We start from the raw sequence: 25,153 nt of genomic DNA, 5'->3' as shown, positions 1-25,153 counted from the left end.
AGCTGAGGAGGCGTCGGCGACGACCACTGTGTCGGGGCGGGGCGAAGGGGCTTCGGTGGTGGATCCGTCCGGGCGATTCGAGGACTCCGGAGTGGTCGGGGCTCTTGGTGAGGCGGAGGCCGGGCAGCGGGTGGCGGCGCGTCGGGTGCTGGTCAATGGGCGGCTGCTGCCGGCGAACTGGCGTGCGCAGCAGGCGGCGAAAGTTGGTGCGCGGGAACGGTTTTCGATCTGGGCGGCGAAGTATCCGCTGGTCGGCGAGCTCGCGGGTGAGTTGCGCAGCGGTGAGCTGGAGAAGGTGGTCTGGCGGCGGCCGAGGGCGCAGGCCGAAGTGTTGTGGGGGCGGCGGCCGAGCCGGGAACAGTTGCGTCACGTGCTGATCGAGCGGCGGGTGCTGATCGCGGGGATCGCCGTCGTCGCGGTGTTCGTGGCGGCGGACAGCCAGCTCAGCGACGGTCTCACCGACCGGGCGCCCGCGCCGGGTGAGGCGCAGCGGGTGGCGATCGCCTATCCCCCGCAGCTGCCGCCGAACCCGCAGTCGGCGGCCCGCTTGCTGGCCGCCATCGCCAAGGGTGAGAAACGCCGCGAGGCGGGCGTGGCCGCGGCGGCCGCCCTGGCGACCCTGGCGCGCGCGAAAGCCGAGGCCGCGGCGGCAGCGTCGGGCGAATGGCAGCCGTGGATGGGTGATCGGGCGCCGGTGGTTCCCGGCGTGCTGGTGCCCGGGTCGACCCCGTCCATCGGCGGTTTCAGCCTGCCCGCCAAGGGCGTGTTCACTTCCGGCTTCGGCTCACGCTGGGGCACCATGCACCGCGGCATCGATATCGCCGCCCCCATCGGCAGCCCCATCTACGCCGTGGCCGACGGCACCGTCGTCGAAGCGGGCCCCGCCCAGGGCTTCGGCCTGTGGGTCCGCATCAAACACGACGACGGCACCATCAGCATCTACGGCCACATGTACGACTTCGTCGTCTCCCCCGGCGAACGCGTCCCCGCCGGCATGCAGATCGCCCGCATCGGCAACCGCGGCGACTCCACCGGCCCCCACCTGCATTTCGAAATAGTCCAGAACGGCCAGCACGTAGACCCCCAAGCCTGGCTCGCCTTCCACGGCCTGAGCCTCACCTGACCGCCTACCATTTCGCCACGCACCACACCCGGAGCCGACAACCTACTCAGTGGCGCTTCTCAACGCCCGCACGAGTGACAACCGGCGCACAGGCACAGCGCTCGGCACCATGACCAGGATCGACAACCAGGTCGGGTGTGCTACTTCGCGCGCTCGGGGACCACGACTTCGGTGGCACCGATGTCGGTGCGGAAGTGGCTGCCGGGGAGTTTGATCTGGGACAGGCGGGCGTAGGCGCGTTCGCGGGCCTCGGCGAGGTCGGTGCCGACGCCGATCACGTTCAGCACGCGGCCACCGGCCGACACCAGCGTCTTGTCCTCGCGCAGCGCGGTGCCCGCGTGCATGACCAGGGTCTCGCCCTCGAGCGCGCTGTCCTCGGCACCGGTGATGACATCGCCGGTGCGCGGGCGGGCCGGGTAGTTCTCGGCGGCCAGCACGACGGTGATCGCGGCGCCGTCCTTCCAGCGCGGCGCGTCGACCTCGGCGAGACGGCCGGTGGCGGTGGCGTGCAGCAGTTCGGCGAACGGGCTGTCGAGCAGCGCGAGCACCGCCTGGGTCTCGGGATCGCCGAAGCGGCAGTTGAATTCGACCACGGCCGGACCGTTGGTGCCGATCGCCAGACCGGCGTAGAGCAGGCCGGAGAACGAGCTGCCGCGACGAACCAGTTCGGCGGCAACGGGTTTCACGACCTCGTCGACGATCTCGGTGAGCGTCTCGGCGGGCAGCCACGGCAGCGGGGTGTAGGCGCCCATGCCGCCGGTGTTGGGTCCGGAATCGCCGTCACCGACGCGCTTGTGGTCTTGCGCGGGCAGCAGCGGCACCACGGTTTCGCCGTCGACCAGGCAGAACAGCGACACCTCCGGCCCGTCCAGGAACGACTCGAGCAGCACCGGATGTCCCTGCTCGAGCAGTTCGGCGCCGTGATCGCGCGCGGCGCGGCGATCGGCGGTGACCACCACACCCTTGCCCGCGGCGAGGCCGTCGTCCTTGACCACCCAGGTCGGACCGAAGCGGTCGAGGGCGGCGTCGAGCTCGGCCGGGTTGTCCACGATCTCGCTGTGCGCGGTCCGCACGCCGGCGGCGGCCATCACGTCCTTGGCGAACGCCTTGGAGCCTTCGATGCGGGCCGCGTCACCCGACGGGCCGAACACCGGGAACCCGGCGGCGCGCACCGCGTCGGCGATGCCGAGCACCAGCGGCACCTCGGGCCCGATCACCACCAGGTCGGCGGCCACGTCGGTGGCCAGCGCCACCACGGCCTCGGCCGAGCAGGGGTCGACGGCGCGCAGCTCGGCGTGCTGGCCGATGCCCGGATTGCCGGGGGCCGCGATCACCGCCGTCACCGAGGGATCCCGGCGCAGCGCCAGGACGAGGGCATGTTCACGGGCTCCGGAACCGATGACGAGTACGCGCACCGTGACAGATTAATGGCGGGGCCGCCGACAGGCTCGACGCCCCCTGATCGAACCGGCGTAATCGTGCAATCCGGCCTCGCCCAGTCAGAAAACTGACTGGCGCGGATCGGATTGCACGAATACGCCGGACCACTTCCCCGTGCGCCACGGGTTCGGTTCCAGCACAATGGAACCGAGCGTCACCAGGTCGAAGGGGAGAGTATGGGTCTGCTGGATGGGATGATGGGCAACGCGGGACGGGTCGACCCCGCCGCCGCCCAGCAGGAATACGCGAAACTCTTCGGCCAGGGCGAACAGGTCTACTCCGCGTTCATCCTGGTCCGCGACGCGATGCTGTTCACCAACCGTCGCCTGATCATGATCGACAAGCAGGGCGTCACCGGCCGCAAGGTCAGCTACCACAGCATCCCGTACCGTTCGATCACCCGCTTCGCCGTCGAAACCGCGGGCACGTTCGATCTGGATGCGGAGCTCTATATCTGGGTCGGCAGCAGCCTCGAACCGCTCAAGCAGCGCTTCAACCGCCAGGTCGACATCTACGAAGTGCAGGGCATCCTGTCCCACTTCGTCGCCGCCTGACCTACCGGACCGTCCGCTTCGCCGCCACGGCGAGCACCACCCCCAGCAGCCAGAGCACCACGCACATCGGCACCGCGGGAAACCACGGCTCGATGCCGTCCGGGAAATCGGCCGCGTTCCGGGCGAGCAGGGCGAGCGCGAACTGCGCGAGCCCGCTCACCGCGACCACCACCGGCCATCGACCCGGATGACGGATACCGACCGCGCGCAACCACAGCGCCGACCCGACCGCGGGCGCGCCGGCCAGCACCACCATCAGCGGAACCAGCCACCTGTCCTGACCGGCGACCGGCAACGTCACGATGGTCACCTGCGCCACCCACACCACGACGAAGACCGCAGGCACCACCACAAAGCCGAGGACCAGCCACCCGAGGGCCCACCGCCATGCGCGAGCCGGCCACGGCGCCCCCGCCGGATTCGTCCCTCCGGGAATGTCATTCATCTGCCCGGCAGCCTACGAGAGAGCCGGGGAGACCGGCAAGGGCTGCGGCTCGCCGAAGCGACCCTCTAGGCTCGCCGGTATGGCATCCGTTTTCAGCGCGATCATCGCAGGCCAGCTGCCCGGGCGGTTCGTCTGGTCCGACGACGAGTTCGTCGGCTTCCTCACCATCGCCCCCGTCACCCAGGGGCACACCCTGATCGTGCCGCGCGCAGAGCTCGACCAGTGGCAGGACATCGACCCCGCCGTCATGGCGCGGATGACCGCCGTCGCGCAGCGGGTCGGCCAGGCCGTTCGCGCCGCCTTCGACGCACCGCGCGCCGGTCTGCTCATCGCCGGCCTCGAGGTCCCCCACCTGCACACTCACGTCTTCCCCGCCTACTCGATGGGCGACTTCGACATCTCCGGCGCCGACCCCGCCCCCACCCCCGAGTCCCTCGACGAGGCGCAGACCAAGATCAAGACCGCCCTGCGCGAGCTGGGCTACGGAGCCAACGTCCCCGACTGACCTCGAATCCGAGGGAACCGAATCGTCGGCCGGTGCGTCTATAGAGATCGAGTGGGATTGTGCGGAACAAGGAGACGACGATGCGGCTGGTCGGCGTGGTGGCTGGGGCATGCGCGGTGCTCGCGCTCGCCGGGTGCTCGAAGGCGGTGGACGGGCAGCCCGAGGCGAGTGGGACTCCGCTGACCAAGGAGCAGTTGTTCGATCCGTGCTCGGTGCCGGATGATGTGGTGCTGGCGGCGGGGGCAGATCCTGCGTCGAAGAACGACAACCCGTTCGCGGTGGAGCGGGAAGAGTGGAAGGGGTGCACTTGGCGCGCGGGTGAGTTCTTCCTGTCGCTGCTCAACACCACGAAGTCGATGCTGGACTTCCGCAAGAACACCTACATCCACGACTTTGTCGACGTCACGGTTGGCGGCAGGAACGGCGTCCAATACCTGATCGGCGAATCGAACCCTCCTGAGGAATGCGGAATTGTTTTCGATTCCAGCCAGGGCAGGATCACGCTTCAAGCAGCCTTAGCGTTAGGGAGTCGAGACACCACCGATTCTTGCCAGGTAGCGAAAGCGGCCGGACCGAATTTCGTTGAGGTCCTGCCCGAATAGCGGCCATCTCGGAGGGGAGCGAACCATGGCAGACATGTACCGTAAAGCTGGCGCCGCCTACAAGAACTGCGACGAGGCAACGCAACTCGCCATCAAGCAGCAGACCAACAAGATCGACTGATTCCGGGGGATTCGATGACGTTCACAAGTTTCATGACCGGCCTGGGTGCCGGCGTCGGCGGCGCTCTGGGGATGGGTTCCGATGTCGGCGCCGCGATCGGCAATCGTGTCGGTTCGCTGTTCGAATGGGATGTCTCGCAAACCGATTCGGAGCGCCAGGCCCAGGAAGACGGCAACAACGAACGTGATCGGATCTACGCTGCCAACCAGTCGCTGGCCAATGGTTTCACCGGGGAGTACGCCGCCCAGGTCGTGCCGCCGGTGATGGAGACTTTCAACGACATGTCGCATGAGCGGATCATGCAATTCGTCAACTCCATCAATGTCGAGTCCCTCGGCACCAGCATCGACGGCTGGACCACCCTCGCCAACGACACCAAGACCAAGGGTCAGGCCTTCCACGACAATATCGAGAAGGAAATGGAGCGTGGCTGGTCGGGCAGTGCCGCCACCCAGGCCCTGGCCAGTACCAAGAGCTATCTCACCGATGTGGGCAAGGTGGAGCAGGCCGCCCGTTTGATCGCCAACAAGATGGAAGAGGCGCGGTCCGGGTTGCAGCAGGTCAAGTATTCGGTTCCGCACGAGTCCGACGATCAGTCCTCCTCCAAGTTGGGCATCGTCACCTCCGTGCTCTCCCCCGCACTGGGTTTGGTCATCGACGCCACCAGTAGCGGCCGCTCCAATGCCGCCGAGGAATCCGCGCGCGAGGTGATGAACACCGTCTACAAACCGGTCGCCCAGCAGTCCGACACCCAGGTCCCCAAGGTGCCGCAGCCGGCCGATCCGTCCTCCGGCAAGCCGAACGATCCCGGCGACGACGACAATCCGACCGGCGGCGGCAACCCGAACACCGACGACCCGGGCAGCACCAAGCCGACCACCGAGGACCCGAGCACCGACGATCCGACGACGGAAGATCCGGCCACCGAGGACCCGTCCACCGAGGACCCGTCGACCGAGGACCCCAGCGACGACGACACCAGCGACGACGACACCAACCCGTCCTCCACCCAGCCCGAGACCCCGACCACCACAGATCCGGGCACCGTCCCCGCGGGCACCACCCCCAGCGGACTCACCCCCGGCGGCGGCAGCCCCGGTGGCAGTCCCGGTGGCGGTCTCCCCAGCGGCGGCACACCCAGCGGCACCCCGGGCACCCCGACCGCGGGCACTCCGGGTTCCCCGAACGCGGGTGGCACGATCGGCGGCACCACCTCCGGCGCGTCGGGGGGCCGCGGCATGATGGGCGGCATGGGCGCCCCCGGCGGGCGTGGCGGTGGCCGGGATGAGGACGACGAGCACAACGCACCCGACTATCTGCGCGGTGTGCACGAGGAACTGCTCGGCCCCGACCGCCTGCACGTCCCGCCGGTGATCGGTGGTGACGCATGACCGACTCCTGGGAGCTGACCCCGTTCGAGTTCTGGGTCGCCTGGGAAACGCTGGGTCGCGACCGCATGCCGTGGCCGCTCACGTTCTCCGCCGGCGTGGAAACCCAGGTCGAGTTCGACCAGCAGTGCCGGATCGCCGCCGAATCGCTGATGACCAAGATCGGCTCCGACGAATCGCTCTATCACGCCCTGCACGCGCTGGCTCATCCCGACCTGCGCGTGGAACTGTTCGGCCACCGTTTCGACGGCCGCACGCGCATGGTCCGCGCGTGCGGCGCCACCGAATCGAACACCGGTGTCGTCGCCGCGCAGATCCCCGGCGAGGAATACGGCAAGGGCGGCGACATCCTGATCTACCTGCGTCCCGCGACCGCTGTCGCGCAGCGCCTGATCGGCATCCTGCCGAAGGTCGGACCGGGCACCACCGCCGGCTTCAACGTCCACCGCGACGACCTCACCACCCCCGACCCCTACGCCCGCCACCGCACCCCCGGCGAACAAGCCAGGACCTTCCTCACCCGTCCCCTCCGCACCTACGCCGAATTCCGCGCGGACACCGGTCCCGCCCTCGACGGCTGGAAAGAAGGTGGCACCCGCCTCCAAGTCCTCGACTACACCGACGACGGCCGGTACCTCGTCCAGGAAGCCGAACGAGTGATCGCCACCCCAGCCACCCCCGACCGCCTCGCCACCGAACTGAACCTGATGATCGACCATGCCACCAGCCGCGATCGGCAATCAGCTTGGTAATACGGACCACGCGGTCCGGACATCAGCGCCCCCGAAATCCCCTGTCAGGATCTGTCCACAGTTCCTGACAGGGGTCGTTCTCAGTGGTGGATAACGTCGCCGAGGCGGGGTAGGACGAGGCGTTTCCAGCCGCGTTCCAAGGCGTTGCGCATCATCTTCTGCCTGCGGTCGGTGACGTCGAAGCCGGTGTGTGTCAACAGGAGCCGGGTGCCTTGGCCCTGGGGATACAGGGTCCAGTCGACGATCCAGCGGGGTTGTTGTTCGAGCTGGGGATAGATCCAGGTGTAGGCGAGCCGTTCGCGGGGGCGGGCGGCGAGCACCTCGCAGGTGATCTCGTCGATGGTGGCGTCGGGGATGGCGAAACGGAAGTGGGTGCCGACCGTGGCGGCGAAACCGATGGGCCGCAGCAGCCAGCGTGCCAGCAGCTCCGGTTCCGTCAAGGCGTGCCAGACGACCTCCGGCGACTGCGGGAAGAAGCTGCCGAGTTCGATCTTCGCGGGGTCGAGCCGCGTATCAGCGATCAATTGTCTTGGCCTTCACGGAATTTCGCCTCCATTTCGGCGGCGAGCTGCGGCTGCTCGGCTTCCATCTTCTGGACGTAGACGACCGCGTCGCCGACCGTGCGCAGGTTCGACAGATCCTCGTCGGGAATCTTGACGCTGTACTTGTCCTCGAGCTGCACCGCGATCTCCACCAGCGACAGCGAGTCGATCTCCAGGTCTTCGATGAACGACTTCTCCACCGTCACCTCGGCGGCCTCGATCCCGGTCACTTCCTCCACGATCTCCGCGATACCCGCGACGATCTCTTGCTGCGTAGTTGCCATGACTCAGTACGCTAAAAGCTCCACCCGGGTGGAGGTGCAAGAGACTGTGACAGACAACACACAAACGAGTATCGGGCAACTGGCCCGCAGCACGGGACTCCCGGTGCGCACGATCCGCTACTACTGCGACGAGGGCCTGCTCGAATCCCGCCGCAGCGCAGGTGGACACCGCCTGTTCGGCCCCGAAGCGACCGAACGTGTCCTGCTGATCCGCCGGCTACGTGCCCTCGGCCTCGGCCTCGACGCGATTACCGCTGTACTGCACGAGGATCGGTCGCTCGATGAGGTCATTGCGGCCGAAAGCGCGCGTGTCGACGAGGAATTCAGGACACTGGCCTGGCGCAGGGCTTCGCTGCGCGCGATGGCGGCCGCGGTGCCGGCGCAGCGTGCCGGACGGCTCGCGGTCCTGGCCGCGGCCGATGACGCCGCCGCCGCCCACCAGCGCCTCCGCCATTTCTGGCGGGAGATCCTCGCGCCCATCCACCGCGACGACATCGACCGCTTCATCTCCTGGAATGTCCCCGAGCCACCCGCCGACCCCACCGCCGAGGATGTCCTCGCCTACGCCGAGCTCACCGCGCTCACCACCGACCCGGCAACGGAAACCGCTGTACGCCAGCACCTCTGGCGTACCAGCCCCGCCCAGGTCCGCGACCAGCGAACGCTCTACACCGATGTCGGCGATGCCCTCGAACACGTTGTCCCCCTGGTCTCCCAGGGAATCCAGCCACACAACGGCACGGCCCTCACCCTGTTCGTCACCGCCCACGCCCGCGCCCGCAGCACCCGCGACACCCCACAGTTCCGCGACCGACTCCGCACCGCCACACCCGAAACCGCCCACCGGATCCAGCTCTACTGGTCGCTGACCCACACATTCCTCGGCCCCCGCGTCACCGTGGGCCGAGCCCTCGGCTGGATCCACAACGCACTGACCGACGGCGCCGAAACCATTGCACCCCAGTGAATGTGGCGTCGACGGGATCAGAACAGTCGCACGTCGCCGAGATAGATCTTGTCGCCGACCGACACGGCCAGGTAGTTGCTCCGGATCTCCCATTCTTCACCGTCGGCGCTCCACACCTCGAGTACTTCCTCCGGAGTGGAGTCGATGGCGACGGCGATCCGGCTGCCGTCGGTGCCGAGCTCGGTGCCTTTCGAGACGACGCCGGGGATCACGTACTCTCCGGTGTAGGCGTCTACGACACGGCCCGAGTCGGTGGTCAGGATCAGGGTTCCGATGCCGCGTAATGGGAGTAACTCGGGATGGTCATCGGCGCTGTATGACTTTCGCTCCCACAGCACTATCCCGTTGCGTGGGCTGATCCCCGCGTAGGTCGTCTTGTTGCCGTCGGTCTGGATGGCGGTCGGCACCGAGGTCTCCGCCTGTCCCGGCCAGGACATCGCCTCCTGGCGCTGGCTCGGCCGCCATCCCTCGGGCAGGTCCGCGGTCCTGACACCGCCGCGGTCGTAGATTCCGGCCGGTGATTCGCCGTCGTCGACGACGAAGCCGTCGATGAAGACATTCCAGTCACGGATTTTCTCGGCGGTCTCGCGGCGGAACACCTCGGTGCCGTCTTCGAGCCGGATTACGCGGAACTCCCACTTCGACAACGGTTTCGACGGGTCGGGCGCGGAGGTCACCATGGCCAGGCGGACCGCGTCGAAGACCTCGATCGAATGCCGCGGTTGGCCCGACGGTACCTCCTCGCCGGCATCCGGCCAGCCGATCGCCGCGAGCTCGCGGCCGTCCTCGCCGAGCGATCGAAGTGCCGGATACCCACGATCCGGCCGGTCCACGAAGACGAAACGCTCACCCGCGGCGGTCAGGCTCTCGATATCGTCGACAGCGGCGAAGGTCTCGATGATCCGGCTCGCCACGAGATCGATGACCATCACGGCGTCGGAGACTCCGTCGAGGTGACAGGCGGCGGCCGCGTGGCTCGCGCTGACGACACAGCTTTTGAGGTTTCCCCCGCTCGTGTCCACTGCGATCGGCTCGGTGCCGGGCCGCAGTCGACCGGTGTTCGCGTCGATGATGTCGAGATACTCGATGGTGTCCGCGTCGGCCAGGCGAACCTTGCGGTGGAAGAGAACGACCTCGGAATCTCCACCGAGTGCGGACGCGCCATCCGGCCGGGAGCCGGGCGGACCAGGAATATCGGCCAGAGTCCAGACCGGAGTGTCGGGCCGCTTGTCGAGTGACGGCATGATCGGCGTCACGGGATGGCGGGGCAGTCGCGCGGCTTCCTCGGCGCCGGCATCAGGCAGCAATACCTTGACCCCGATCACGGCGACGACCGCCAGCGCGCCGGCGACCGATCCGCCGATGAGGAGGGGCATCCGGCGGCGCCGACGCGGCACCGCACTCCCCTGCCCCGGCCGGATCGGCGGGCCGGGACGACGTGGCCCACCGCCGCCCGATGCCGGGTTGACGACCGTGGCCGCGTCGCGGCTGGACAGGGCGAGCGCCTGGCCGAGCGCGGTCGCGAAATCCCTGCTGGTGGGAAAGCGATCCATCGGGCTCTTGGCCATCGCCCGGTCGAGCACCGCATCGACCTGTGGCGCGAGATCGGGGCGACGCGCTCGCACGCTGGGCACCGGCTGCTGGGCGTGCGCCATGATCACCGCGACCGGGTTCGTGCCGGTGAACGGCTGTACGCCGGTCAGGAGATCGAAGGCGGTGGCCGCCAGCGCGTACTGGTCCGAGCGCGGCCCGACCGCCAGTCCCTGCATCTGTTCGGGCGCGGCGTAGGCGATGGTTCCGACGGCCAGACCGGTCCCGGTGAGGTCGGAGTTCTCCGGGAGCGACCGTGCGATGCCGAAGTCTGCCAGCAGATAGTGGCCGGTCCTGGCGAGCAGGATATTGGCCGGTTTCACGTCTCGATGGACCAGCCCGCGCGCACCCGCGTAGTCGAGCGCGTCGGCGACCTCCGCGATCGCGCGTGCCACCTCGGCGCCGGACAACCCACCCGGCGAGGTGGTGCGCAGCGCCGACAGATCGATGCCGTCGATCAGCTCCAGCGCGATCCACAGCCGACCGCCGGATTCCCCACGGTCGTGGACGCTGACGATGCCGGGATGCGAGAGGGATGCGGCGAGGTCGGCCTCACGTTCGAAGCGGCGCCGATACGAGTCGTCGAGGGTGAACTGCGCGGCGAGCACCTTCACCGCGTCGGAGCGGGGTAGCCGTGGATGCCGGGCGGTATAGACCTCGCCCATGCCGCCGACGCCGAGCAGTCGTTCGATGGTGTACCCCGCGAACACCGACCCCGGTTCCAATGCCCCCACGTTCACTGCCTCCGTTTACGACTAAAAGGCTCTGGCCTGGGCCAGAGCCTTTTCGTGTTGAGCCCCCTGTCAGGATTGAACTGACGACCTTCGCTTTACAAGAGCGGTGCTCTACCACTGAGCTAAGGAGGCGGGTTGTTGCTCGAGCCCGGGAGGGCAGCGCCCATCATAGCCGGGTGCGGCGGCCGCGGGCATCGGTAGTGCCACGCGGCCGGCGCACTCGGTGCGGTCCCGGCGCAGTATCGAAAGAAGTTACTGCTCAGGACTGGGCGCGGGCCGCATCGTCGGCGGCCATCGCGTCGCGCAGGCTCTTCGGACGCATGTCGGTCCAGTTCTTCTCGACGTACTCGACGCACGCGGCCCGGCTCTCTTCGCCGAACACGACACGCCAACCCGCCGGGACCTCCGCGAACGCGGGCCACAGGGAGTGCTGCTCTTCATCGTTGACCAGAACGAAGAAGCGGCCGTCCTCGTCGTCGAAGGGGTTGGTGCTCAATTTCACCTCACTGGATACTGGCGCTGTGTACGGGATCGCACCGGGCGCGAACCCCCGGGCGTTGTGTCGACCCTAGCAAGGGAGACGTTACGTCTGGGCGGTTACCCAGGGCAGTGTCCGTTTCCGCCGGGATCAACCCGCGAAGAAGTCGAGGAGGATCTTGTTGACCGCCTCGGGCCGCTCCAGGTAGCCGTAGTGGCCGGTGTCGGGGATCTCCTGGTACCTGGCGCCGGGGATGGCCTCGGCCACCTCGCGCGACAGGTACGGCGGGATCATCCTGTCATCGGCGAAGCCGATCGCCAAGCACGGGACCGTGATCGCCCGGTAGGCGGCGACCCGGTCGAACTCGTGGTCCATCGCGCGCTGGGCGCGGATGCCGGGGGTGGCGGGGCCGCCGGTGAACTCGAACAGGTCCAGCCAGTCGCGGGCGGCGTTGGTGTCGGCCATGGTGGCCGGCGACAGGTTCATCACCGCGGTCAGGGCGGCCTCGAACTTGGCGGGCAACTGCACGCCTGCCGCGTCGAGGTCCTGCTCACCGGCCGAGAGGGTTTTCTGGAACTGGTCGAGGCGGCCGTGACCGGCCATGAACACCGCCTTACGGACCAGGTCGGGGCGGGCCAGCGCCAGTTCCTGGGCCACGCGCGCGCCCATCGAGGTGCCCGCGACCAGGGCCGGGCCCTCGCCGAGGAATTCGATCAGCGCGGCGGTGTCGGCGACGAGTTCTTCGATCTTCATCCCGCTCGCCGCCTCGTGCGAGGGCGCGATACCGCGGTTGTCGAAGGTGCAGACCCGGTAACCGGCCGCGACCAGCGCGGGTACCTGATGCAGCTCCCACACCCGGCCCGGCGATCCGGTGCCCATGATCAACACCACCAGCGGACCACCTCCCGCGACGTCGGTGCCCTTGGTACGGTCGCCCTTGACCTGATAGTTCAGTGCGATGCCGTTCACCGTGGCCAGTGGCATGAAACAAACCTCTCTGCGGGGTGGAGCTGTCCGACCACCACGGTAACGGGAGCACCACGACACGCCCACCGGGGCGGGGTGTTCGGGCTGGGAGTTCATAGGTCGTGCACGGGGGCCCGATAGTATTGACTACTCGCACGCGAAGCGTTTGAAAACCGGGAGGACGAACCATTATGGCCGCGAAGAGCAGCGCCAACGACATCGCCGACGACGAGCTCGAACCGCTGGCCGACGAGACAGCGCGCCAGGCTCAGCGCGTCGTCGCCGCCTATGCCGAAGACGCCGACGAATGCCGCATGCTGCTGTCGATGCTCGGCATCGGCCCCAGCTAGCTGACACCTCCCTCGACAACTACAACTCAAAGCGGGACCCTGCGACGCGCGAAGGATGCGTGAGTGGACCAAATGATCGATAACCAGTCCAACGACCGTCCGTCCGAGAACAGCGAACTCGTCGCGCCAGCACCGAGCGGGGCGGGCTCGGGGTTCGTTGTCGTCGCCAACCGGCTGCCGGTCGACCTCGAGCGGCTGCCCGACGGGACGACCAGATGGAAGCGCAGCCCCGGCGGGCTGGTCACCGCGCTGGAACCGGTGCTGCGCAGCAACAAGGGGGCGTGGGTCGGCTGGGCCGGGGTGCCCGATGTCGAGGTCGAGCCGATCATCGAAGACGGTCTGGAACTGCATCCGGTGCCGCTGACGGCGCAGGAGGTAGAGGACTACTACGAGGGGTTCTCCAACGGCACACTGTGGCCGCTGTATCACGACGTGATCGTCCGGCCGGTCTACGATCGGGCCTGGTGGGCGGCCTATGTCGAGGTCAACCGGCGTTTCGCCGAGGAGACGGCGAAGGTGGCCGCCGAGGGGGCGACGGTCTGGGTGCAGGACTACCAGCTGCAGCTGGTGCCGAAGATGCTGCGGATGCTGCGCCCCGACCTGACCATCGGTTTCTTCCTGCACATCCCGTTCCCGCCGGTCGAGCTGTTCATGCAGATGCCGTGGCGGACCGAGATCATCGAGGGCCTGCTCGGCGCCGATCTGATCGGCTTCCATCTGCCCGGCGGCGCGCAGAACTTCCTCTATCTGGCCCGCAGGCTGGCCGGTCAGCCGACCTCGCGCGGCACCGTCGGGGTGCGTTCCAAGCTGGGTGTGGTGCAGGTCGGGTTCCGCACGGTGCGCGTCGGGGCGTTCCCGATCTCGATCGACTCCGCCGATCTGGACGAACTGTCCCGGCGGCGCTCGGTGCGCGAACGCGCCGCCAAGATCCGCGCCGAGCTGGGCAATCCGAAGAACATCATGCTCGGCGTCGACCGCCTCGACTACACCAAGGGCATCGACATCCGGCTCAACGCGCTCCAGGAACTCCTGGAAGACGGCCGGGTCGACCCGGCCGACACCGTGATGGTGCAGCTGGCAACGCCCAGCCGTGAACGGGTGCAGAGCTACATCAAGATGCGCGGCGACATCGAACGTCAGGTGGGCCGGATCAACGGTGAGTTCGCCCGGGTCGGCTACCCGGTGGTGCACTATCTGCACCGGCCGATCCCCCGCGACGAACTCATCGCGTTCTTCGTCGCCGCCGACGTCATGCTGGTCACGCCGCTGCGCGACGGCATGAACCTGGTCGCCAAGGAGTACGTGGCCTGCCACAGCGATCTCAACGGCGCGCTGGTACTCAGCGAGTTCACCGGCGCGGCGGCCGAGCTGCGCCAGTCCTACCTGTGCAATCCGCACGACCTGGACAGCGTGAAGGACGCCATCGTCGGCGCCCTCGACGACGAGCGCGACACCCGGCGCCGGCGGATGCGGTCGATGCGCCGCCAGGTGCTCACCCACGACGTGGAACGCTGGGCGCGCGCCTTCCTCGACGCGCTCTCACACGGCAATGTCGCCGGATCGGCCCTGCTCAGCGATGAGGACGTGTACCCGGAGGAGCGCCGCTGAGCGGCACACAGCGACCTCACAGCGTTGGTCCAGCCACTTCCCAGCACGGGGGTGGACCATGAAGCTATGACTGGTGTGCCGGAGGTGCCCGAAGCGCGGGTGCTCGTCGTCGACGACGAACCGATGATCGTGGAGCTGCTGTCGGTGAGCCTGCGTTTCCAGGGCTTCGAGGTGGCCACGGCCGCCGACGGCGCCGAAGCGCTGGACCGGGCGCGCACGTTCCGTCCGCAGGCGCTGATCGTGGACGTGATGATGCCCGGCATGGACGGTTTCGGCCTGCTGCGCAGGCTGCGCGCCGACGGCTTCGACGCGCCGGTGCTGTTCCTGACCGCGCGCGACGACGTGGACGACAAGATCACCGGGCTGACTCTCGGTGCCGACGACTACGTCACCAAACCGTTCAGCCTCGAGGAGGTGGTCGCGCGGCTGCGGGTGATCCTGCGCCGCGCCGGCCAGGCCAAACCGGAACAGGCGAGCACCCGGCTGCGCTTCGCCGATATCGAACTCGACGACGACACCCACGAGGTGTGGAAGGCGGGCGAGCCGGTTGCCCTGTCCCCCACCGAGTTCACGCTGCTGCGCTATTTCATGGTCAACGCGGGCAGCGTGCTGAGCAAGCCGCGCATCCTGGATCACGTGTGGCGCTACGACTTCGGTGGCGAGGTCGGCGTGGTGGAGACCTATGTGTCATATCTGCGCAAGAAGGTCGACACCGGTGAGCAGCGGCTGATCCACACCCTGCGCGGGGTCGGCTACGTGATGCGGGAGAAGTGAGCACCGGGCTGCGCGCCCGCATCGCCCGCCGGAGTTCGGCCGTTCCGCTGCGGGTGACGCTGGTGGTGATGCTGGTGATGCTGGCCGGATTCGGTTTGGTCGCTTCAGGTTTCGTGGTGACCACGGCGATGGCGAACTCGCTGCAGAATCGCACCGATCAGCAACTCGTCGACGCGGCGATCGAGTGGGAGCGCCGGCTGAGCCTGCCCGAACCACCCGAGATGCCACAGCAGAAACCCTCCGAGCAGCCGCCGAGCCGCTACTACCTGCGTGGCGAGTCCGATGACGGAACGCGAACACTGGTGCTGGACAACGTCTTCGGCACCGACGCCGTTCCGGATCTGCCCGATCCACCGGCGACGAAACCGGTGACGGTGGGTTCGGTCGGCGAGTCCACCGACCAGTGGCGGGTGCTCACCGTGCACGGCCGCAAAGCCTCGGCGACGGTCGCGCTGCCACTCACCGAGAACCTCGACACCGTGCGCAATCTCATTGTCGTACAACTGATCGTGGGCGCGCTGGTCCTCACCGCGCTGGCGGTGGCCGCCTATTTCGTGGTGCGCGGCAGTCTGCGTCCGCTGCGCCGGGTGGAGGCGACCGCGGCCGCCATCGCCGGCGGCGAGCTGCATCACCGGGTTCCGGTGCGCGGCACCGACACCGAGGTCGACCGGCTCTCACGCTCGCTCAACAGCATGCTCACCCAGATCCAGCAGGCCTTCGCCGCGACCGAGGCCTCCGAGGCGTCGGCACGCGAATCCGAGTCCCGGATGCGGCGTTTCATCGCCGACGCCAGCCACGAACTGCGCACCCCACTGACCACCATCCGCGGCTTCGCCGAGCTGTATCGCCAGGGCGCGACCGGCGACCCGGCGACCTTCATGAACCGCATCGAACACGAGGCGCAGCGGATGGGCCTGCTGGTGGAGGACCTGCTCATGCTGGCCCGCCTGGACGCGCAACGCCCCGTCGACCTGCGCCCGGTGGACCTGCTCGCCATCGCCGGCGACGCGGTGCACAGCGCCCGCGCGGTCGAGGCCGCCGAGCACCAGCACCGCCCGATCACCCTCGAAATCTCCGAGGGCACCGGCACATTGGAGATCCTCGGCGACGATCACCGGCTACGCCAGGTCCTCGCCAACCTGCTCAACAACGCCCGCACCCACACCCCGGACGACACCGTCATCACCGTCCGGCTGACCCCCACCGCCGACGAAGTCCGCATCGAGGTCGCCGACACCGGCCCCGGCCTGGCCCCCGAGGAAGCCGCCCGCATCTTCGAACGCTTCTACCGCACCGACGCCTCCCGCACCCGCACCAGCGGCGGCACCGGCCTCGGCCTGTCCATCGTGCAGGCCCTGGTCACCGCCCATCGCGGCACGGTGGAGGTCACCAGTGAGCCGGGTGTGGGCACCACCTTCACCGTCCACCTCCCCCGCACCGACCCCTGAACGCGACGAACCCCCCGACGATCGTTCGTCGGGGGGTTCGTCCGGGTTTGATCAGACCGGCGTGACCTGGGCGACCAGCCAGCGGTCGTCGGACTTGTCCAGGGTGACCCGCACCCGGCTGCCCGAGCTGGTGCCGTCGGGGGTGTCCTTGCTGGTGGTCAGCTGGTTCAGGTACAGCAGCACGACGGCGTGTTCAGGGTCGGCCTCGACGACGCCCTCGGCCTGCGTGGTGGCCTTGACGGTGAGCTGCTTCTCCTTCGCGCCCGGGGCGATGGCCTCGGTGATCAGCTTCAGGTAGTCCTCGCGGAACTCCGCGGTGAGGCCGTCGGCCGCCTTGGGCAGCTCGGTGTCGACGGTGGCCGACTCATAGGTGAACATGGCGCTCACTGTGCGGCCGGCCGTGCTCATGGCGTCGGCGCGGGCCTGTTCGGTGCGGTCCTGCTGCCAGATCTGGTAGCCGCTGACGCCGAGCACGGCCGCGGCGATGACGCCGAGTGCGGCGAGACTGCTGAAGACGATCTTCATCCGTGTGCTCATCCTACGAACTCCACCTTCGACACGGTCATTCCGGAATCGGCGTTCGACACCGTCACCCGGAACCGGTACTGGCGCGACTGCGGTTCCGGCGAGCCGTTGTTGCTCACCGTCTGCTTCGCGGCGACGAGCACCTGCGCGGACTGATCGTCGGCGGTGACGACGCCCGACTCGACGACCTCGCCCGTGGAGACCACGTTCGCCTGCTTGACGACCTCCATGAACGGATCGACGCGACCGTCGAACTCGGTCTTGAAGTCGCCGGAAGCCACCGAGAGGATCCGGTCGATATCTTCCTTCGCGGTGTCGGCGCGGATGGTGGTCAGGTTCAGCACAGCCTGGCGGGCGGTCTCGGTGTACTGCGCGCGCAGGTCCTCGTCCTTGGCGCCCGAGTAGGCCGTGAAGGCGGCGAAACCGGCGCCGGCGACCAGGGCGAGCACCAGCACGATGGCGGCGGCCAGGGCGAGAATACAGCCACCCGAGCCGCGCGAGGTGGCTGCTTCGGTGTCAGCGGGCTTCGCCAGGTCGACCGGAGCCTCGTGCGCGGTGGGCCGCACGGTGTCGTCGGTGGGCTGCGCGGTGTCGTCGGTGGACCGCTCGGCTCGCTTGTCGGTGTTGTCGACCACCGCCGTAGCCGCGAGCCGCACCGTCGCGTCGGCGTCCGGCTCCGGTGATACGGTTTCGCTCTTGGTGATGGTGACTGTCTCGGCCGCCGTCTCCTCGACCGGCGGACCGGCCGAGCGTGCGGCCCGCCTGCGCGGGCGGCGGTTGTCGTTGTCGTTCATCGTTGCTGCTCCTCCAACATCGCCTGCCAGCTGGCCGGTACGGTACCCGAGCCATCCTCGGCGATGTTGCCTTGGCGGTACGTGCGTCCGTCGGTGCCCAGATAGCTGCCTGTCGACGGATCATAGGGGCGCGCTGCGGCGGGGGTCACACCGCCCGTCGATGCGCCTGCCGGTGCGGATGCCGGAGCGACCGGCTGGACCGGGCCGAACGGCGGGTTGTTGCCTTCCGGCACGAACCCGGTCCGGCACAGTTCGGGCGTGGGAGCCCGGACACCAGGGAACTCCATACACGGCGTGTTGCGGATGCCGCGCACCGCGATAGGCGAGTCCTGCGGCACCTTGCAGTACAGACCATCAGGCGTGTCGATCTGCGACAGCTCGCTGGGCTGACGCCACTGGTCGGCGGGCAGGAAGCCGGTGGTGCAGGCGGGCGGGTCGTTGAGCACGGTCATGAAGTCGACCATGACGCCGTACTTGGTCGGTCCACGGATCGCGGTCTGCAGCGCCGCGATCAACGGCGGGAAGACGACCATGAGTTGTTCCACGCTGGCGTTGTAGGTCACGCCGACCTGGCCGAGGCTCACCAGGTTTCGGGCCAGCAGCGGCAGTGTCGGCCGCAGGTCCTGGAACTGCTGGTTCACCGTCTCCATCGCGGAAGGACTGTTGTTCAACAGGTTTCGCAGGGCCGGATCGTGCTCGCGGAGCTGGTCGGTGACTGTCGCGAGATCCGCTGTCCAAGAACGGATCGCGGCGTCGGACTGGATCTGGGTGTCCAGCAGCGGTCCGATCTGATCGAGCAGCTTCTTGGTCGGTTCGATGTCGGTCTCGGCCTGCTGGATCAGCAGGGCCGCGGAGTCGATGAACCGCTGCAGGTCGGGACCGGCGCCGTTGAACGCGTGGAAGGCCTCGTCGATCACCTGCTTCAGGCGGGTGTCGGCGACCGTCGCGAGCAGTTTGTCGGCCTGGTCGAGCATCGCGCCGACATCCTGGGGCAGGTGCGTGCGCTGCACCTGGATCACCGAGCCGTCGCGCAGGCTGCTGTCGGCGGGCTGTTCGGTGGGCACCAGATCGACATACTGCTCACCGATCGCCGAGACGCTGCGCACCCAGGCGCTGGAATCGGCGGGCACCTTGTAGTCGCTGTCGATCGACAGATCCGCTTCGACACCGGCCGGCGTCAACCGCACCGCCTCGACCTTGCCGATGTTCTGGCCGCGGTAGGAGACATTGGCGGTGGGATAGAGCCCGCCGGTAGCGGCCAGCTGCACGGTGACCGCGTACCGGCCGATCCCGAACATCGCCGGGACCTGCAGGTACTGACCACTCATCACCACGAGGCCGATCACGGTGAGGATCGAGAAGATGACGAGCTGGACTCGTACGAACCGGGTGAGTTTCATCGACCCGCCCCTTCCTGTCCGGGCAGCGGCGCGGTGAGACCGGGAATGGCGGGCAGACCGGGGATGGCAGGCAGGCCGGGCACATTGAGCGTGGGCGCTGGGCCCGGCTGAGCCTCGAGCGGCGCGGTAGCCGGGTCGCCGGCATCGGTCGCGGTCGAGGGCGCGAATGAGCCGACGACACCCTCGACACCACCGAAGCGGCCACCGAGTGGGGTACCGGTGAGCCAATTGCTGTCGAGACGCTTGGCTGTCAGGTCGAACGTGATGAACAAGTTCATGTAGTCGCCCTTGATCACGTTGTCGATGTTCCTGATCGGGAACGGGAAGGACGGCAGGATACCCATCGCCGTGATCAGATTGGTTCCGGTGTCGGCGAGGGTCTGCAGTACCGGGCCGAGGCTGCGCAGGTTGGCCACCAGGTCGTCACCGCTGGTCTTGATGAGCCGTTCGCTGACGTCACCGAGCTCACCGAGCGCGGTGATCGCGGTGGTGATGTTGGCCGACCGGTCGGCCAGCGCGGTCAGCGCGGGGTGGATCTGCTCGATCGCCCGGGCGATCACGTCCTTCTGTCCCGCCAGTCTGCCCGCGAGCTGGTCCAGGCCCTCCATCGCGGCGATGATGCTGCCGGTCTGTCGTTCCAGGCCTGTGGTCAGCTCGTTGAGCTGCGGCAGCAGGTCGGCGATCTCGGCCTCGCGGCCGTTCACCATCGCGTTCAGTTCGGTGGTGATGGTCTCGAGCTGCGCGATACCACCGCCGTTGAGCACCACCGACAGTGAGGACAGCACCTGCTCGGTGGTCGGGTATGCCCCCGCCCGATCCAGCGGGATGACATCGCCACCGCGCAGCTGCCCCACCGGCTCGACCGTGGTCGGCGCGGACAGCTCGACGTGGTTGCTGCCGAGCAGACTGGTCTGGCCGATCTTCGCGACCGCGTTCGCGGGCAGGTGGACCTCGGGGTTGAGTGAGACCGTCACCAGCGCGTGCCAGCCCTCGACCTCGATCCCGGTGACATTGCCGACCTCGATGTCGTTCACCCGCACCGGTGAATTCCGGGTCAGGGTGGTGACATTGGGCATCTGGATCCGCACGGTGTACGAGCCGGGCCCGCGTCCCTCGGAACCGGGCATCGGCAATGAGTTGAGCCCGTCGAACTGACACCCGGTGGTGCCGAGCGCCACGGCGACGCCGACGGCCAGCCCGGCGAGAATGCGTTGCCGCCTCATCGCTGTCCTCCTGGAACGGCAAGCCCGGCAAGACCTTCGGGCACGGTGATCGGAGCAGCCGCGGGGGCCTGGTTCGGCTGGCCCGCGCCGGCCAGACTCGGGTCGCTGTACACCAACTGCTCGGGGAAGGCCTGCACGCCGGTGGCCGGGTTGGTCATGATCGGCACGTAGTTCATCGCCAGCGAGCTGATCACCGGTGCGAGGAACTCCGCGCACAGGTCCGCGGACTTGCCGGAGTCGTTGTTCTCGAGTGCCCGGATCGAACCACACAGGAAGCTGAGTGGATTGGCCGAGTTGTTCAGCGCGACCGCGCCGGTGAGTGAGCCCTGAGCCGGCTTGTAGAGCTGGTAGAAGTTCACCATCGCGGTCGGGGCGGAGTGCAGAACCTGTTCGATCTCGGGCCGCTTGTCGACCAGGGTCTGGGTAACATCGGCGAGCCGCTCGACCCCCTCGGTCAGTTCGCCTCCGGTGCCATCGAGGAACCGCTTCACATCGGCGAGCGCCACGTCGAGGCTGTCGAGTCCGGCGCCGAGGTCTTCCGACGCGCCGGCCAAGACCGAGGACACCGAGGCCAACCGGCCACTGAACTGCACGATCTGCTCATTGCTCGCCGAGAGCACCTCGACGAACTTCTGCAAGTTGCGGATGGTGCCGAACAGGTCGGTTCGCCCGTCGGACAGGGTGGTCAGCGTCGCGGACAGTTCCCGCAGCGTGTCACGGAATTTCTGACCGTTGCCGTCGAGGTTGTCGGCCGCGGTGTCGACGAAGCGGCCGAAGGAGCCCTGTTCGTCGTCGCCGACCGGCCCGAGCGCCGTGGACAGCTTGGTCAATTCGGCTTTGATTTCGTCCCACTCCACCGGAACGGCAGTGCGTTCGAGCGGAATCTGGGCACCGTCGGCCAGTTTCGGGCCGCCACTGTAGGCGGGCGCGATCTGCACGAAACGGGCCGACACCAGCGACGGCGCGATGATCACGGCTCGCGCGTCCGCGGGCAGATCGACGCTGCTGTCGATACTCATCCGCACGCGCACCTGGCCCTGACCCGGTTCGATCGAGTCGATGCTGCCGACGGTGACACCGAGCACTCGCACCTCGTCGCCGGCGTACAGGCCGGTGGTCGAGGTGAACGAGGCGGTCACTGTGTTCTTTCCGCCGCCGGTGGCTAGGTAGACGCCGACCGCGACCAGTGCCGCGATCACTACCACCGCCACCGCGATCGTCCAGCGCGGCAACCCGCGCACCTGCTGGGTAAAGCTCATCGCGGGGGATCCTCCTCAGCAGGAGCGATGTACGGCGTCGTCGGGTTGGTGAAGGCGTCGATCAGATCTTGTGGGACTTTCTCCGGCCAGACCAGCGCATCGACGAGCGGGCGTAGTTGCACGCTGGTGAAGTTCGAGACGTAGGCGTTGAACCAGGGCCCGTTGCCGACCTGCTCACCGAGCGCGGCGGCGTACGGGCCGAGGCCGTCGAGGGCGTCGTTGAGGTTCTGTTCATTGCGCTGGAGCAGCGCGAGCACCGAATTCAGCCGGTCCAGAGTCGGCTGCATCAACGGCTCGTTGTCGGCGACCAGGCCGGAGAGCTGCCTGGCCACATCGTCGACGTAGACGACGAGCTGGTTGATCGCGGCGCGGCGCCGGTCGAGCTCGCCGAGCAGCTCGTTGCCGTCGATGAGCAGGGTGTTGAGCTGGGTGCTGCGGTCGGCCAGGATCTTCGTGACATTCTGTGCCCTGGCCAGCAGATCGGTCAGCGCTTGATCGCGCACATTGATACTGCGTGACAGCGCGGTGACACCGTCGAGCGCGTTGCGCAGCGGACCTGGCGTGTCGGCGAAAGCCGCCGACAGGGTGTCGAGGGTCTGGTCGACCTGGTCCAGATCCAGATCGCGCACGGTCCCACCGAGATCGCCCAGCGCGTCGTTGAGCGAGTAGGGCGAGGTGGTGCGCTCGACCGGGATGGTGTCGCCGGTGCCGATCGAGCCGGGCCCGGTCGGCACCACGTCCAGCGATTTACGGCCGAGCACCGTATTGGTCTTGATCGCGGCGGTGGTCTTCTCCCCCAGCACGATCGACTCGTCCAGATCGAACTTCACCAGGACCTTGTCGCCGTCGAGACTGACCTGCTGTACCTCGCCGGAACGCACACCGGCCACATGCACCGGGTCGCCGGGGACGAGCCCGCCCGCGTCGAGGAAGTTGGCGGTGAAGGTCGCTCCCGAGCGAATGAAGGGCAGCTCGGTGAACTGCAGGGTCGCGAGTGAGATCGTCACCGCCAAGACGATGCCGACGATGCCGATCGTCGCGGCCGACGATTTGTTGTCATTCATTGGGCGCACACCTTCCGGTCGTCTGCAGACCCGGCATGTGAACTTCCATCGGCTGCCCATCGGGGCCGGTGACCAAGATGTTGGTACCGCAGATATACAGCTGCAGGAAGGAGCCATAAGCGCCGACCCGGATGAGTTTCTTGTAGGCCCCGGGCAGTGTCTCGAGCACCCAGTCGAGTTGGTCGGAACCCTCGTCGAGGTTCGTGGCCAGCCGCCCGGTCTGCTCGATGGTGTTGCGCAGATCAGGGCGCGCCTGCACGAGCAGGTCGTTGAGTTCCTGTGTCGCGCCGGCGATCCGGGGCAGCGCGGCGCCGATCGGGTCACGCTGCGCGGACAGGTCGCTGACCAGGCGCTGCAACTCGTCGATAGTGGTGGCGAACTGGTCGTCGCGGTCGTCGATGGTGGCCAGCACGGTGTTCAGGTTGTCGATCACGCTGCCGATCAGGGCATCGCGGTCCGCGAGCGTCTTGGCGAAGTTACCGCCGCTGTTCAGCAGCGAGACCAGCGTGCCGCCCTGGCCCTGGAAGATCTGCAGCAGCGCACCGGTCAGGTCGTTGACCTGATCGGGATCGAGCCCGCGCAGCAGCGGCTTGAAGCCACCGAGCAGCAGATCCAGGTCCAGCGCGGGTGTGGTCTGTTCCTTCGCGATGGTGTCGCCGTCGGACAGCCGCCGGGGCGAGCCGGGACCCTCGAGCAGTTCCATGTACCGATCGCCGACCAGGTTCTCGTACTTGATCGCCGCACGGGTACTGGCCAGCACCGCGTACTCGCTGTCGACATCGAACTCGACATGGGCGAGGTTGTCGTCGCCGACCTCCACCGAGGTCACCGACCCCACCGGCACACCGGCGATGCGGACCTTCGCGCCGGGCAGCATGCCAGACGAGCTGGTGAACACCGCGTGATAGCCGGTCTCGGAGGAGAACCGTGCCTGACTCAAGACAATCGCCAGGCCGGCGAACACCAGCGTCATCACCACCGTGAAGATCGCCAGCTTGATCGTCGTCCCTGTGTTTCTCACCGCGTCACTCCCGGCAGTCCGTCCAGCAGCAGCTGGAATACCTTCGGTACACCGTTGAATTTGTGGCTGGTACTCGGCGTGTACGGCGCGCCCTGGTTGGTATCGGTGACCAGATAGTTCGAATGACTGTCCGGGACCCGGTCCACCACACCCTCGCAGCGCGGGCCACCGGTGGCATTCACCTTGGGGAGGTCGTTCGGGTAGGAGTAGGGCTGGGCACCGAGCATGAAACTGGCGTTCATGCCGACACCGGGCATCAGCCCGCCCATCATGTCCTCGGCGATCGGAATCAGCGGGCCGAGTCCGTTGATGATGCAGCTCAGCGCGGGAGCGTACTCGAACAGCAGTTCAGTCGTCGGCCGCAGCAGGTCCAGCGCCGTCACCAGATCGTTCTCGTTCTCGCGCAGCACCGAGCCGACCGTGTCGGACAGCCCGATCACGTTCACCAGCACATTGTCGAGCTGGCCCTGCATCTCGGCGAGGGTCTGCGAGGTGACGGTCGCGTTGTCGACGGTGCGCAGCAGCGGGTCGGTGACCTCGGCGTAGAGGTCGGTGACCGCGGCGGTCTTGTCCAGATCCGACTGCAGGGTCGGCAGGTAGGGATTGAGTTCGCGCAGGTAGCGATCCGAGCGAACCAGCAGGTCGCCCAACTTGTCGCCGCGACCTTGCAGCGCGGTGCCGAGCGCGGTCAGCGTCGCGTTCAGTTTCTCCGGCTCGACCTGGGCGAGCACGTCGGACAGGTGCTGGAACAGTGTGTTGAACTCGACGGTCACCGAGCTCGCCGCGACCGTGCTGCCCGCGGGCAGCGAGTCCGAGGAGGGCTGTTCGGGGACGACGAAGTTGACGTACTTGGCGCCGAACACCGTGGTCGAGCGGATGTCGACACCGGCGTTGGCCGGAATCAGCTTCAGCTGCTCGGGGTCCAGTTCCAGCCGTAGCTGGGCGCTGTCGTCGTGCAGGTCGATGTCGGCGACGTGGCCGATCTCGACGCCGCGCATCTTCACCTTGGCGTCGGGGTCGAGCACCAGGCCGGTGCGCGGGGTATCCACCAGCACCACAGCGGTTTTGGTGAACACGCCTTCGAACATCGCGAGGGCGAAGGCCACCGCCGCGACGAGCAGGCCGACGAGGGTGAGCGCGGCGAGCTTGCGCCCGAGCCCGCCCTGCAGTGCGGCGACTATCCGTGAGGTTTGCAT

At 67.8% G+C, this 25,153-nt stretch carries 26 protein-coding genes and 1 tRNA gene; 11 read left to right on the top strand and 16 right to left on the bottom strand.

From position 1 onward, the window contains the following. Positions 1-55: 55 nt before the first annotated feature. On the top strand, positions 56-1,123 hold the full coding sequence (locus tag ACFXK0_RS23615; RefSeq protein ID WP_379412870.1) for a M23 family metallopeptidase: 1,068 nt from the start codon (positions 56-58) through the stop codon (positions 1,121-1,123). 140 nt (positions 1,124-1,263) lie between these two features. On the opposite strand, the gene purD is transcribed toward ACFXK0_RS23615, so the two are convergent. Then, entirely contained in the window at positions 1,264-2,538 is a 1,275-nt protein-coding gene (gene purD, locus ACFXK0_RS23610; RefSeq protein WP_379412868.1) for a phosphoribosylamine--glycine ligase, read from the bottom strand. Between the two features lie 201 nt (positions 2,539-2,739). On the opposite strand from purD, the gene ACFXK0_RS23605 reads away from it, so the two are divergent. Beyond that, positions 2,740-3,117 carry a PH domain-containing protein gene (locus ACFXK0_RS23605; protein ID WP_379412867.1) on the top strand — a complete coding sequence of 126 codons (378 nt, stop codon included), beginning with the start codon at positions 2,740-2,742 and terminating at the stop codon, positions 3,115-3,117. A gap of 1 nt (position 3,118) precedes the next feature. On the opposite strand, the gene ACFXK0_RS23600 is transcribed toward ACFXK0_RS23605, so the two are convergent. Beyond that, a complete protein-coding gene (locus ACFXK0_RS23600) occupies positions 3,119-3,562 on the bottom strand; it encodes a hypothetical protein (protein ID WP_379412866.1) in 444 nt (147 codons plus the stop codon). Positions 3,563-3,641: 79 nt separating this feature from the next. On the opposite strand from ACFXK0_RS23600, the gene ACFXK0_RS23595 reads away from it, so the two are divergent. The 4 genes from ACFXK0_RS23595 (at position 3,642) to ACFXK0_RS23580 (ending at position 6,930) form a co-directional block, all read left to right on the top strand. Beyond that, positions 3,642-4,067 carry an HIT family protein gene (locus ACFXK0_RS23595; protein WP_379412865.1) on the top strand — a complete coding sequence of 142 codons (426 nt, stop codon included), beginning with the start codon at positions 3,642-3,644 and terminating at the stop codon, positions 4,065-4,067. 80 nt (positions 4,068-4,147) lie between these two features. Further along, on the top strand, positions 4,148-4,669 hold the full coding sequence (locus ACFXK0_RS23590) for a DUF3558 domain-containing protein (RefSeq protein WP_379412864.1): 522 nt from the start codon (positions 4,148-4,150) through the stop codon (positions 4,667-4,669). A gap of 135 nt (positions 4,670-4,804) precedes the next feature. Beyond that, positions 4,805-6,181: a hypothetical protein gene (locus tag ACFXK0_RS23585; protein ID WP_379412863.1), complete on the top strand. Its 1,377-nt coding sequence runs from the start codon at positions 4,805-4,807 to the stop codon at positions 6,179-6,181. After that, positions 6,178-6,930: an ESX secretion-associated protein EspG gene (locus ACFXK0_RS23580; RefSeq protein WP_379412862.1), complete on the top strand. Its 753-nt coding sequence runs from the start codon at positions 6,178-6,180 to the stop codon at positions 6,928-6,930. The genes ACFXK0_RS23585 and ACFXK0_RS23580 overlap by 4 nt, the downstream gene beginning before the upstream one ends. An 80-nt stretch (positions 6,931-7,010) precedes the next feature. Here the strand turns inward: ACFXK0_RS23580 and ACFXK0_RS23575 are convergent, their stop codons facing one another. Both ACFXK0_RS23575 and acpM read right to left on the bottom strand, forming a co-directional pair. Further along, a complete protein-coding gene (locus tag ACFXK0_RS23575; protein ID WP_379412861.1) occupies positions 7,011-7,454 on the bottom strand; it encodes an SRPBCC domain-containing protein in 444 nt (147 codons plus the stop codon). Beyond that, a complete protein-coding gene (gene acpM / locus ACFXK0_RS23570; protein ID WP_379412860.1) occupies positions 7,451-7,756 on the bottom strand; it encodes a meromycolate extension acyl carrier protein AcpM in 306 nt (101 codons plus the stop codon). Before acpM ends, ACFXK0_RS23575 begins: the two co-directional genes overlap by 4 nt. Positions 7,757-7,802: 46 nt before the next feature. Between acpM and ACFXK0_RS23565 the strand changes: the two genes are divergently transcribed. Continuing rightward, positions 7,803-8,723: a MerR family transcriptional regulator gene (locus ACFXK0_RS23565; RefSeq protein ID WP_379412859.1), complete on the top strand. Its 921-nt coding sequence runs from the start codon at positions 7,803-7,805 to the stop codon at positions 8,721-8,723. 17 nt (positions 8,724-8,740) lie between these two features. Here the strand turns inward: ACFXK0_RS23565 and ACFXK0_RS23560 are convergent, their stop codons facing one another. From ACFXK0_RS23560 to ACFXK0_RS23545, 4 genes are all read right to left on the bottom strand, one after another. Continuing rightward, a complete protein-coding gene (locus tag ACFXK0_RS23560) occupies positions 8,741-11,047 on the bottom strand; it encodes a protein kinase (RefSeq protein WP_379412857.1) in 2,307 nt (768 codons plus the stop codon). 60 nt (positions 11,048-11,107) lie between these two features. After that, a tRNA-Thr gene (locus tag ACFXK0_RS23555) sits at positions 11,108-11,179 on the bottom strand. 127 nt (positions 11,180-11,306) lie between these two features. Beyond that, positions 11,307-11,543 (bottom strand): MbtH family protein, encoded by a 237-nt coding sequence (locus ACFXK0_RS23550; RefSeq protein WP_022565839.1) that lies wholly within the window; start codon positions 11,541-11,543, stop codon positions 11,307-11,309. Positions 11,544-11,675: 132 nt separating this feature from the next. Beyond that, complete coding sequence (locus ACFXK0_RS23545; protein WP_379412856.1) at positions 11,676-12,509, bottom strand: alpha/beta fold hydrolase; 834 nt, start codon at positions 12,507-12,509, stop codon at positions 11,676-11,678. 173 nt (positions 12,510-12,682) lie between these two features. Between ACFXK0_RS23545 and ACFXK0_RS23540 the strand changes: the two genes are divergently transcribed. The 4 genes from ACFXK0_RS23540 (at position 12,683) to ACFXK0_RS23525 (ending at position 16,671) form a co-directional block, all read left to right on the top strand. Continuing rightward, positions 12,683-12,841, top strand: a complete 159-nt coding sequence (locus ACFXK0_RS23540) for a hypothetical protein (protein ID WP_019044795.1) — start codon at positions 12,683-12,685, stop codon at positions 12,839-12,841. Positions 12,842-12,913: 72 nt separating this feature from the next. After that, on the top strand, positions 12,914-14,449 hold the full coding sequence (locus ACFXK0_RS23535; protein WP_379412968.1) for a trehalose-6-phosphate synthase: 1,536 nt from the start codon (positions 12,914-12,916) through the stop codon (positions 14,447-14,449). 66 nt (positions 14,450-14,515) lie between these two features. Continuing rightward, positions 14,516-15,223 (top strand): response regulator transcription factor, encoded by a 708-nt coding sequence (locus ACFXK0_RS23530; protein WP_379412855.1) that lies wholly within the window; start codon positions 14,516-14,518, stop codon positions 15,221-15,223. Between the two features lie 68 nt (positions 15,224-15,291). Further along, positions 15,292-16,671 (top strand): sensor histidine kinase, encoded by a 1,380-nt coding sequence (locus tag ACFXK0_RS23525; RefSeq protein WP_379412967.1) that lies wholly within the window; start codon positions 15,292-15,294, stop codon positions 16,669-16,671. Positions 16,672-16,722: 51 nt separating this feature from the next. On the opposite strand, the gene ACFXK0_RS23520 is transcribed toward ACFXK0_RS23525, so the two are convergent. The 8 genes from ACFXK0_RS23520 to ACFXK0_RS23485 are packed head-to-tail and all read right to left on the bottom strand — an operon-like array spanning position 16,723 to position 25,153. After that, complete coding sequence (locus ACFXK0_RS23520) at positions 16,723-17,208, bottom strand: h domain protein (protein ID WP_379412854.1); 486 nt, start codon at positions 17,206-17,208, stop codon at positions 16,723-16,725. Beyond that, positions 17,205-17,990: a hypothetical protein gene (locus ACFXK0_RS23515; RefSeq protein ID WP_379412853.1), complete on the bottom strand. Its 786-nt coding sequence runs from the start codon at positions 17,988-17,990 to the stop codon at positions 17,205-17,207. The genes ACFXK0_RS23520 and ACFXK0_RS23515 overlap by 4 nt, the downstream gene beginning before the upstream one ends. After that, complete coding sequence (locus ACFXK0_RS23510) at positions 17,987-19,390, bottom strand: MCE family protein (RefSeq protein ID WP_379412852.1); 1,404 nt, start codon at positions 19,388-19,390, stop codon at positions 17,987-17,989. The genes ACFXK0_RS23515 and ACFXK0_RS23510 overlap by 4 nt, the downstream gene beginning before the upstream one ends. Beyond that, on the bottom strand, positions 19,387-20,613 hold the full coding sequence (locus tag ACFXK0_RS23505) for an MCE family protein (RefSeq protein ID WP_379412851.1): 1,227 nt from the start codon (positions 20,611-20,613) through the stop codon (positions 19,387-19,389). Before ACFXK0_RS23505 ends, ACFXK0_RS23510 begins: the two co-directional genes overlap by 4 nt. Next, positions 20,610-21,872: an MCE family protein gene (locus tag ACFXK0_RS23500; RefSeq protein WP_379412850.1), complete on the bottom strand. Its 1,263-nt coding sequence runs from the start codon at positions 21,870-21,872 to the stop codon at positions 20,610-20,612. The genes ACFXK0_RS23505 and ACFXK0_RS23500 overlap by 4 nt, the downstream gene beginning before the upstream one ends. Then, complete coding sequence (locus ACFXK0_RS23495; protein WP_379412849.1) at positions 21,869-22,936, bottom strand: MCE family protein; 1,068 nt, start codon at positions 22,934-22,936, stop codon at positions 21,869-21,871. The genes ACFXK0_RS23500 and ACFXK0_RS23495 overlap by 4 nt, the downstream gene beginning before the upstream one ends. Beyond that, the gene (locus tag ACFXK0_RS23490; RefSeq protein ID WP_379412848.1) at positions 22,929-23,957 is read right to left on the bottom strand and encodes an MCE family protein; all 1,029 of its coding nucleotides are present in this window, start codon (positions 23,955-23,957) and stop codon (positions 22,929-22,931) included. Before ACFXK0_RS23490 ends, ACFXK0_RS23495 begins: the two co-directional genes overlap by 8 nt. Beyond that, positions 23,954-25,153: an MCE family protein gene (locus tag ACFXK0_RS23485; protein WP_379412847.1), complete on the bottom strand. Its 1,200-nt coding sequence runs from the start codon at positions 25,151-25,153 to the stop codon at positions 23,954-23,956. Before ACFXK0_RS23485 ends, ACFXK0_RS23490 begins: the two co-directional genes overlap by 4 nt.

This window comes from Nocardia sp. NPDC059177 (genome assembly GCF_042755165.1).
GTDB lineage: Bacteria > Actinomycetota > Actinomycetes > Mycobacteriales > Mycobacteriaceae > Nocardia.
The sequence above is the reverse complement of the archived record's forward strand: the minus strand, read 5'-3'. Positions and strand labels throughout refer to the sequence as shown.

Excerpts from the sequence above, each read along its gene's own strand:
- ACFXK0_RS23605 (WP_379412867.1), top strand. The coding sequence starts at position 2,740 with ATGGGTCTGCTGGATGGGATGATGGGCAACGCGGGACGGGTCGACCCC.
- ACFXK0_RS23600 (WP_379412866.1), bottom strand. The coding sequence starts at position 3,562 with ATGAATGACATTCCCGGAGGGACGAATCCGGCGGGGGCGCCGTGGCCG.
- ACFXK0_RS23595 (WP_379412865.1), top strand. The coding sequence starts at position 3,642 with ATGGCATCCGTTTTCAGCGCGATCATCGCAGGCCAGCTGCCCGGGCGG.
- ACFXK0_RS23590 (WP_379412864.1), top strand. The coding sequence starts at position 4,148 with ATGCGGCTGGTCGGCGTGGTGGCTGGGGCATGCGCGGTGCTCGCGCTC.
- ACFXK0_RS23585 (WP_379412863.1), top strand. The coding sequence starts at position 4,805 with ATGACGTTCACAAGTTTCATGACCGGCCTGGGTGCCGGCGTCGGCGGC.
- ACFXK0_RS23580 (WP_379412862.1), top strand. The coding sequence starts at position 6,178 with ATGACCGACTCCTGGGAGCTGACCCCGTTCGAGTTCTGGGTCGCCTGG.
- acpM (WP_379412860.1), bottom strand. The coding sequence starts at position 7,756 with ATGGCAACTACGCAGCAAGAGATCGTCGCGGGTATCGCGGAGATCGTG.
- ACFXK0_RS23545 (WP_379412856.1), bottom strand. The coding sequence starts at position 12,509 with ATGCCACTGGCCACGGTGAACGGCATCGCACTGAACTATCAGGTCAAG.
- ACFXK0_RS23540 (WP_019044795.1), top strand. The coding sequence starts at position 12,683 with ATGGCCGCGAAGAGCAGCGCCAACGACATCGCCGACGACGAGCTCGAA.
- ACFXK0_RS23535 (WP_379412968.1), top strand. The coding sequence starts at position 12,914 with ATGATCGATAACCAGTCCAACGACCGTCCGTCCGAGAACAGCGAACTC.
- ACFXK0_RS23530 (WP_379412855.1), top strand. The coding sequence starts at position 14,516 with ATGACTGGTGTGCCGGAGGTGCCCGAAGCGCGGGTGCTCGTCGTCGAC.
- ACFXK0_RS23525 (WP_379412967.1), top strand. The coding sequence starts at position 15,292 with ATGCTGGTGATGCTGGCCGGATTCGGTTTGGTCGCTTCAGGTTTCGTG.
- ACFXK0_RS23520 (WP_379412854.1), bottom strand. The coding sequence starts at position 17,208 with ATGAGCACACGGATGAAGATCGTCTTCAGCAGTCTCGCCGCACTCGGC.
- ACFXK0_RS23515 (WP_379412853.1), bottom strand. The coding sequence starts at position 17,990 with ATGAACGACAACGACAACCGCCGCCCGCGCAGGCGGGCCGCACGCTCG.
- ACFXK0_RS23510 (WP_379412852.1), bottom strand. The coding sequence starts at position 19,390 with ATGAAACTCACCCGGTTCGTACGAGTCCAGCTCGTCATCTTCTCGATC.
- ACFXK0_RS23505 (WP_379412851.1), bottom strand. The coding sequence starts at position 20,613 with ATGAGGCGGCAACGCATTCTCGCCGGGCTGGCCGTCGGCGTCGCCGTG.
- ACFXK0_RS23500 (WP_379412850.1), bottom strand. The coding sequence starts at position 21,872 with ATGAGCTTTACCCAGCAGGTGCGCGGGTTGCCGCGCTGGACGATCGCG.
- ACFXK0_RS23495 (WP_379412849.1), bottom strand. The coding sequence starts at position 22,936 with ATGAATGACAACAAATCGTCGGCCGCGACGATCGGCATCGTCGGCATC.
- ACFXK0_RS23485 (WP_379412847.1), bottom strand. The coding sequence starts at position 25,153 with ATGCAAACCTCACGGATAGTCGCCGCACTGCAGGGCGGGCTCGGGCGC.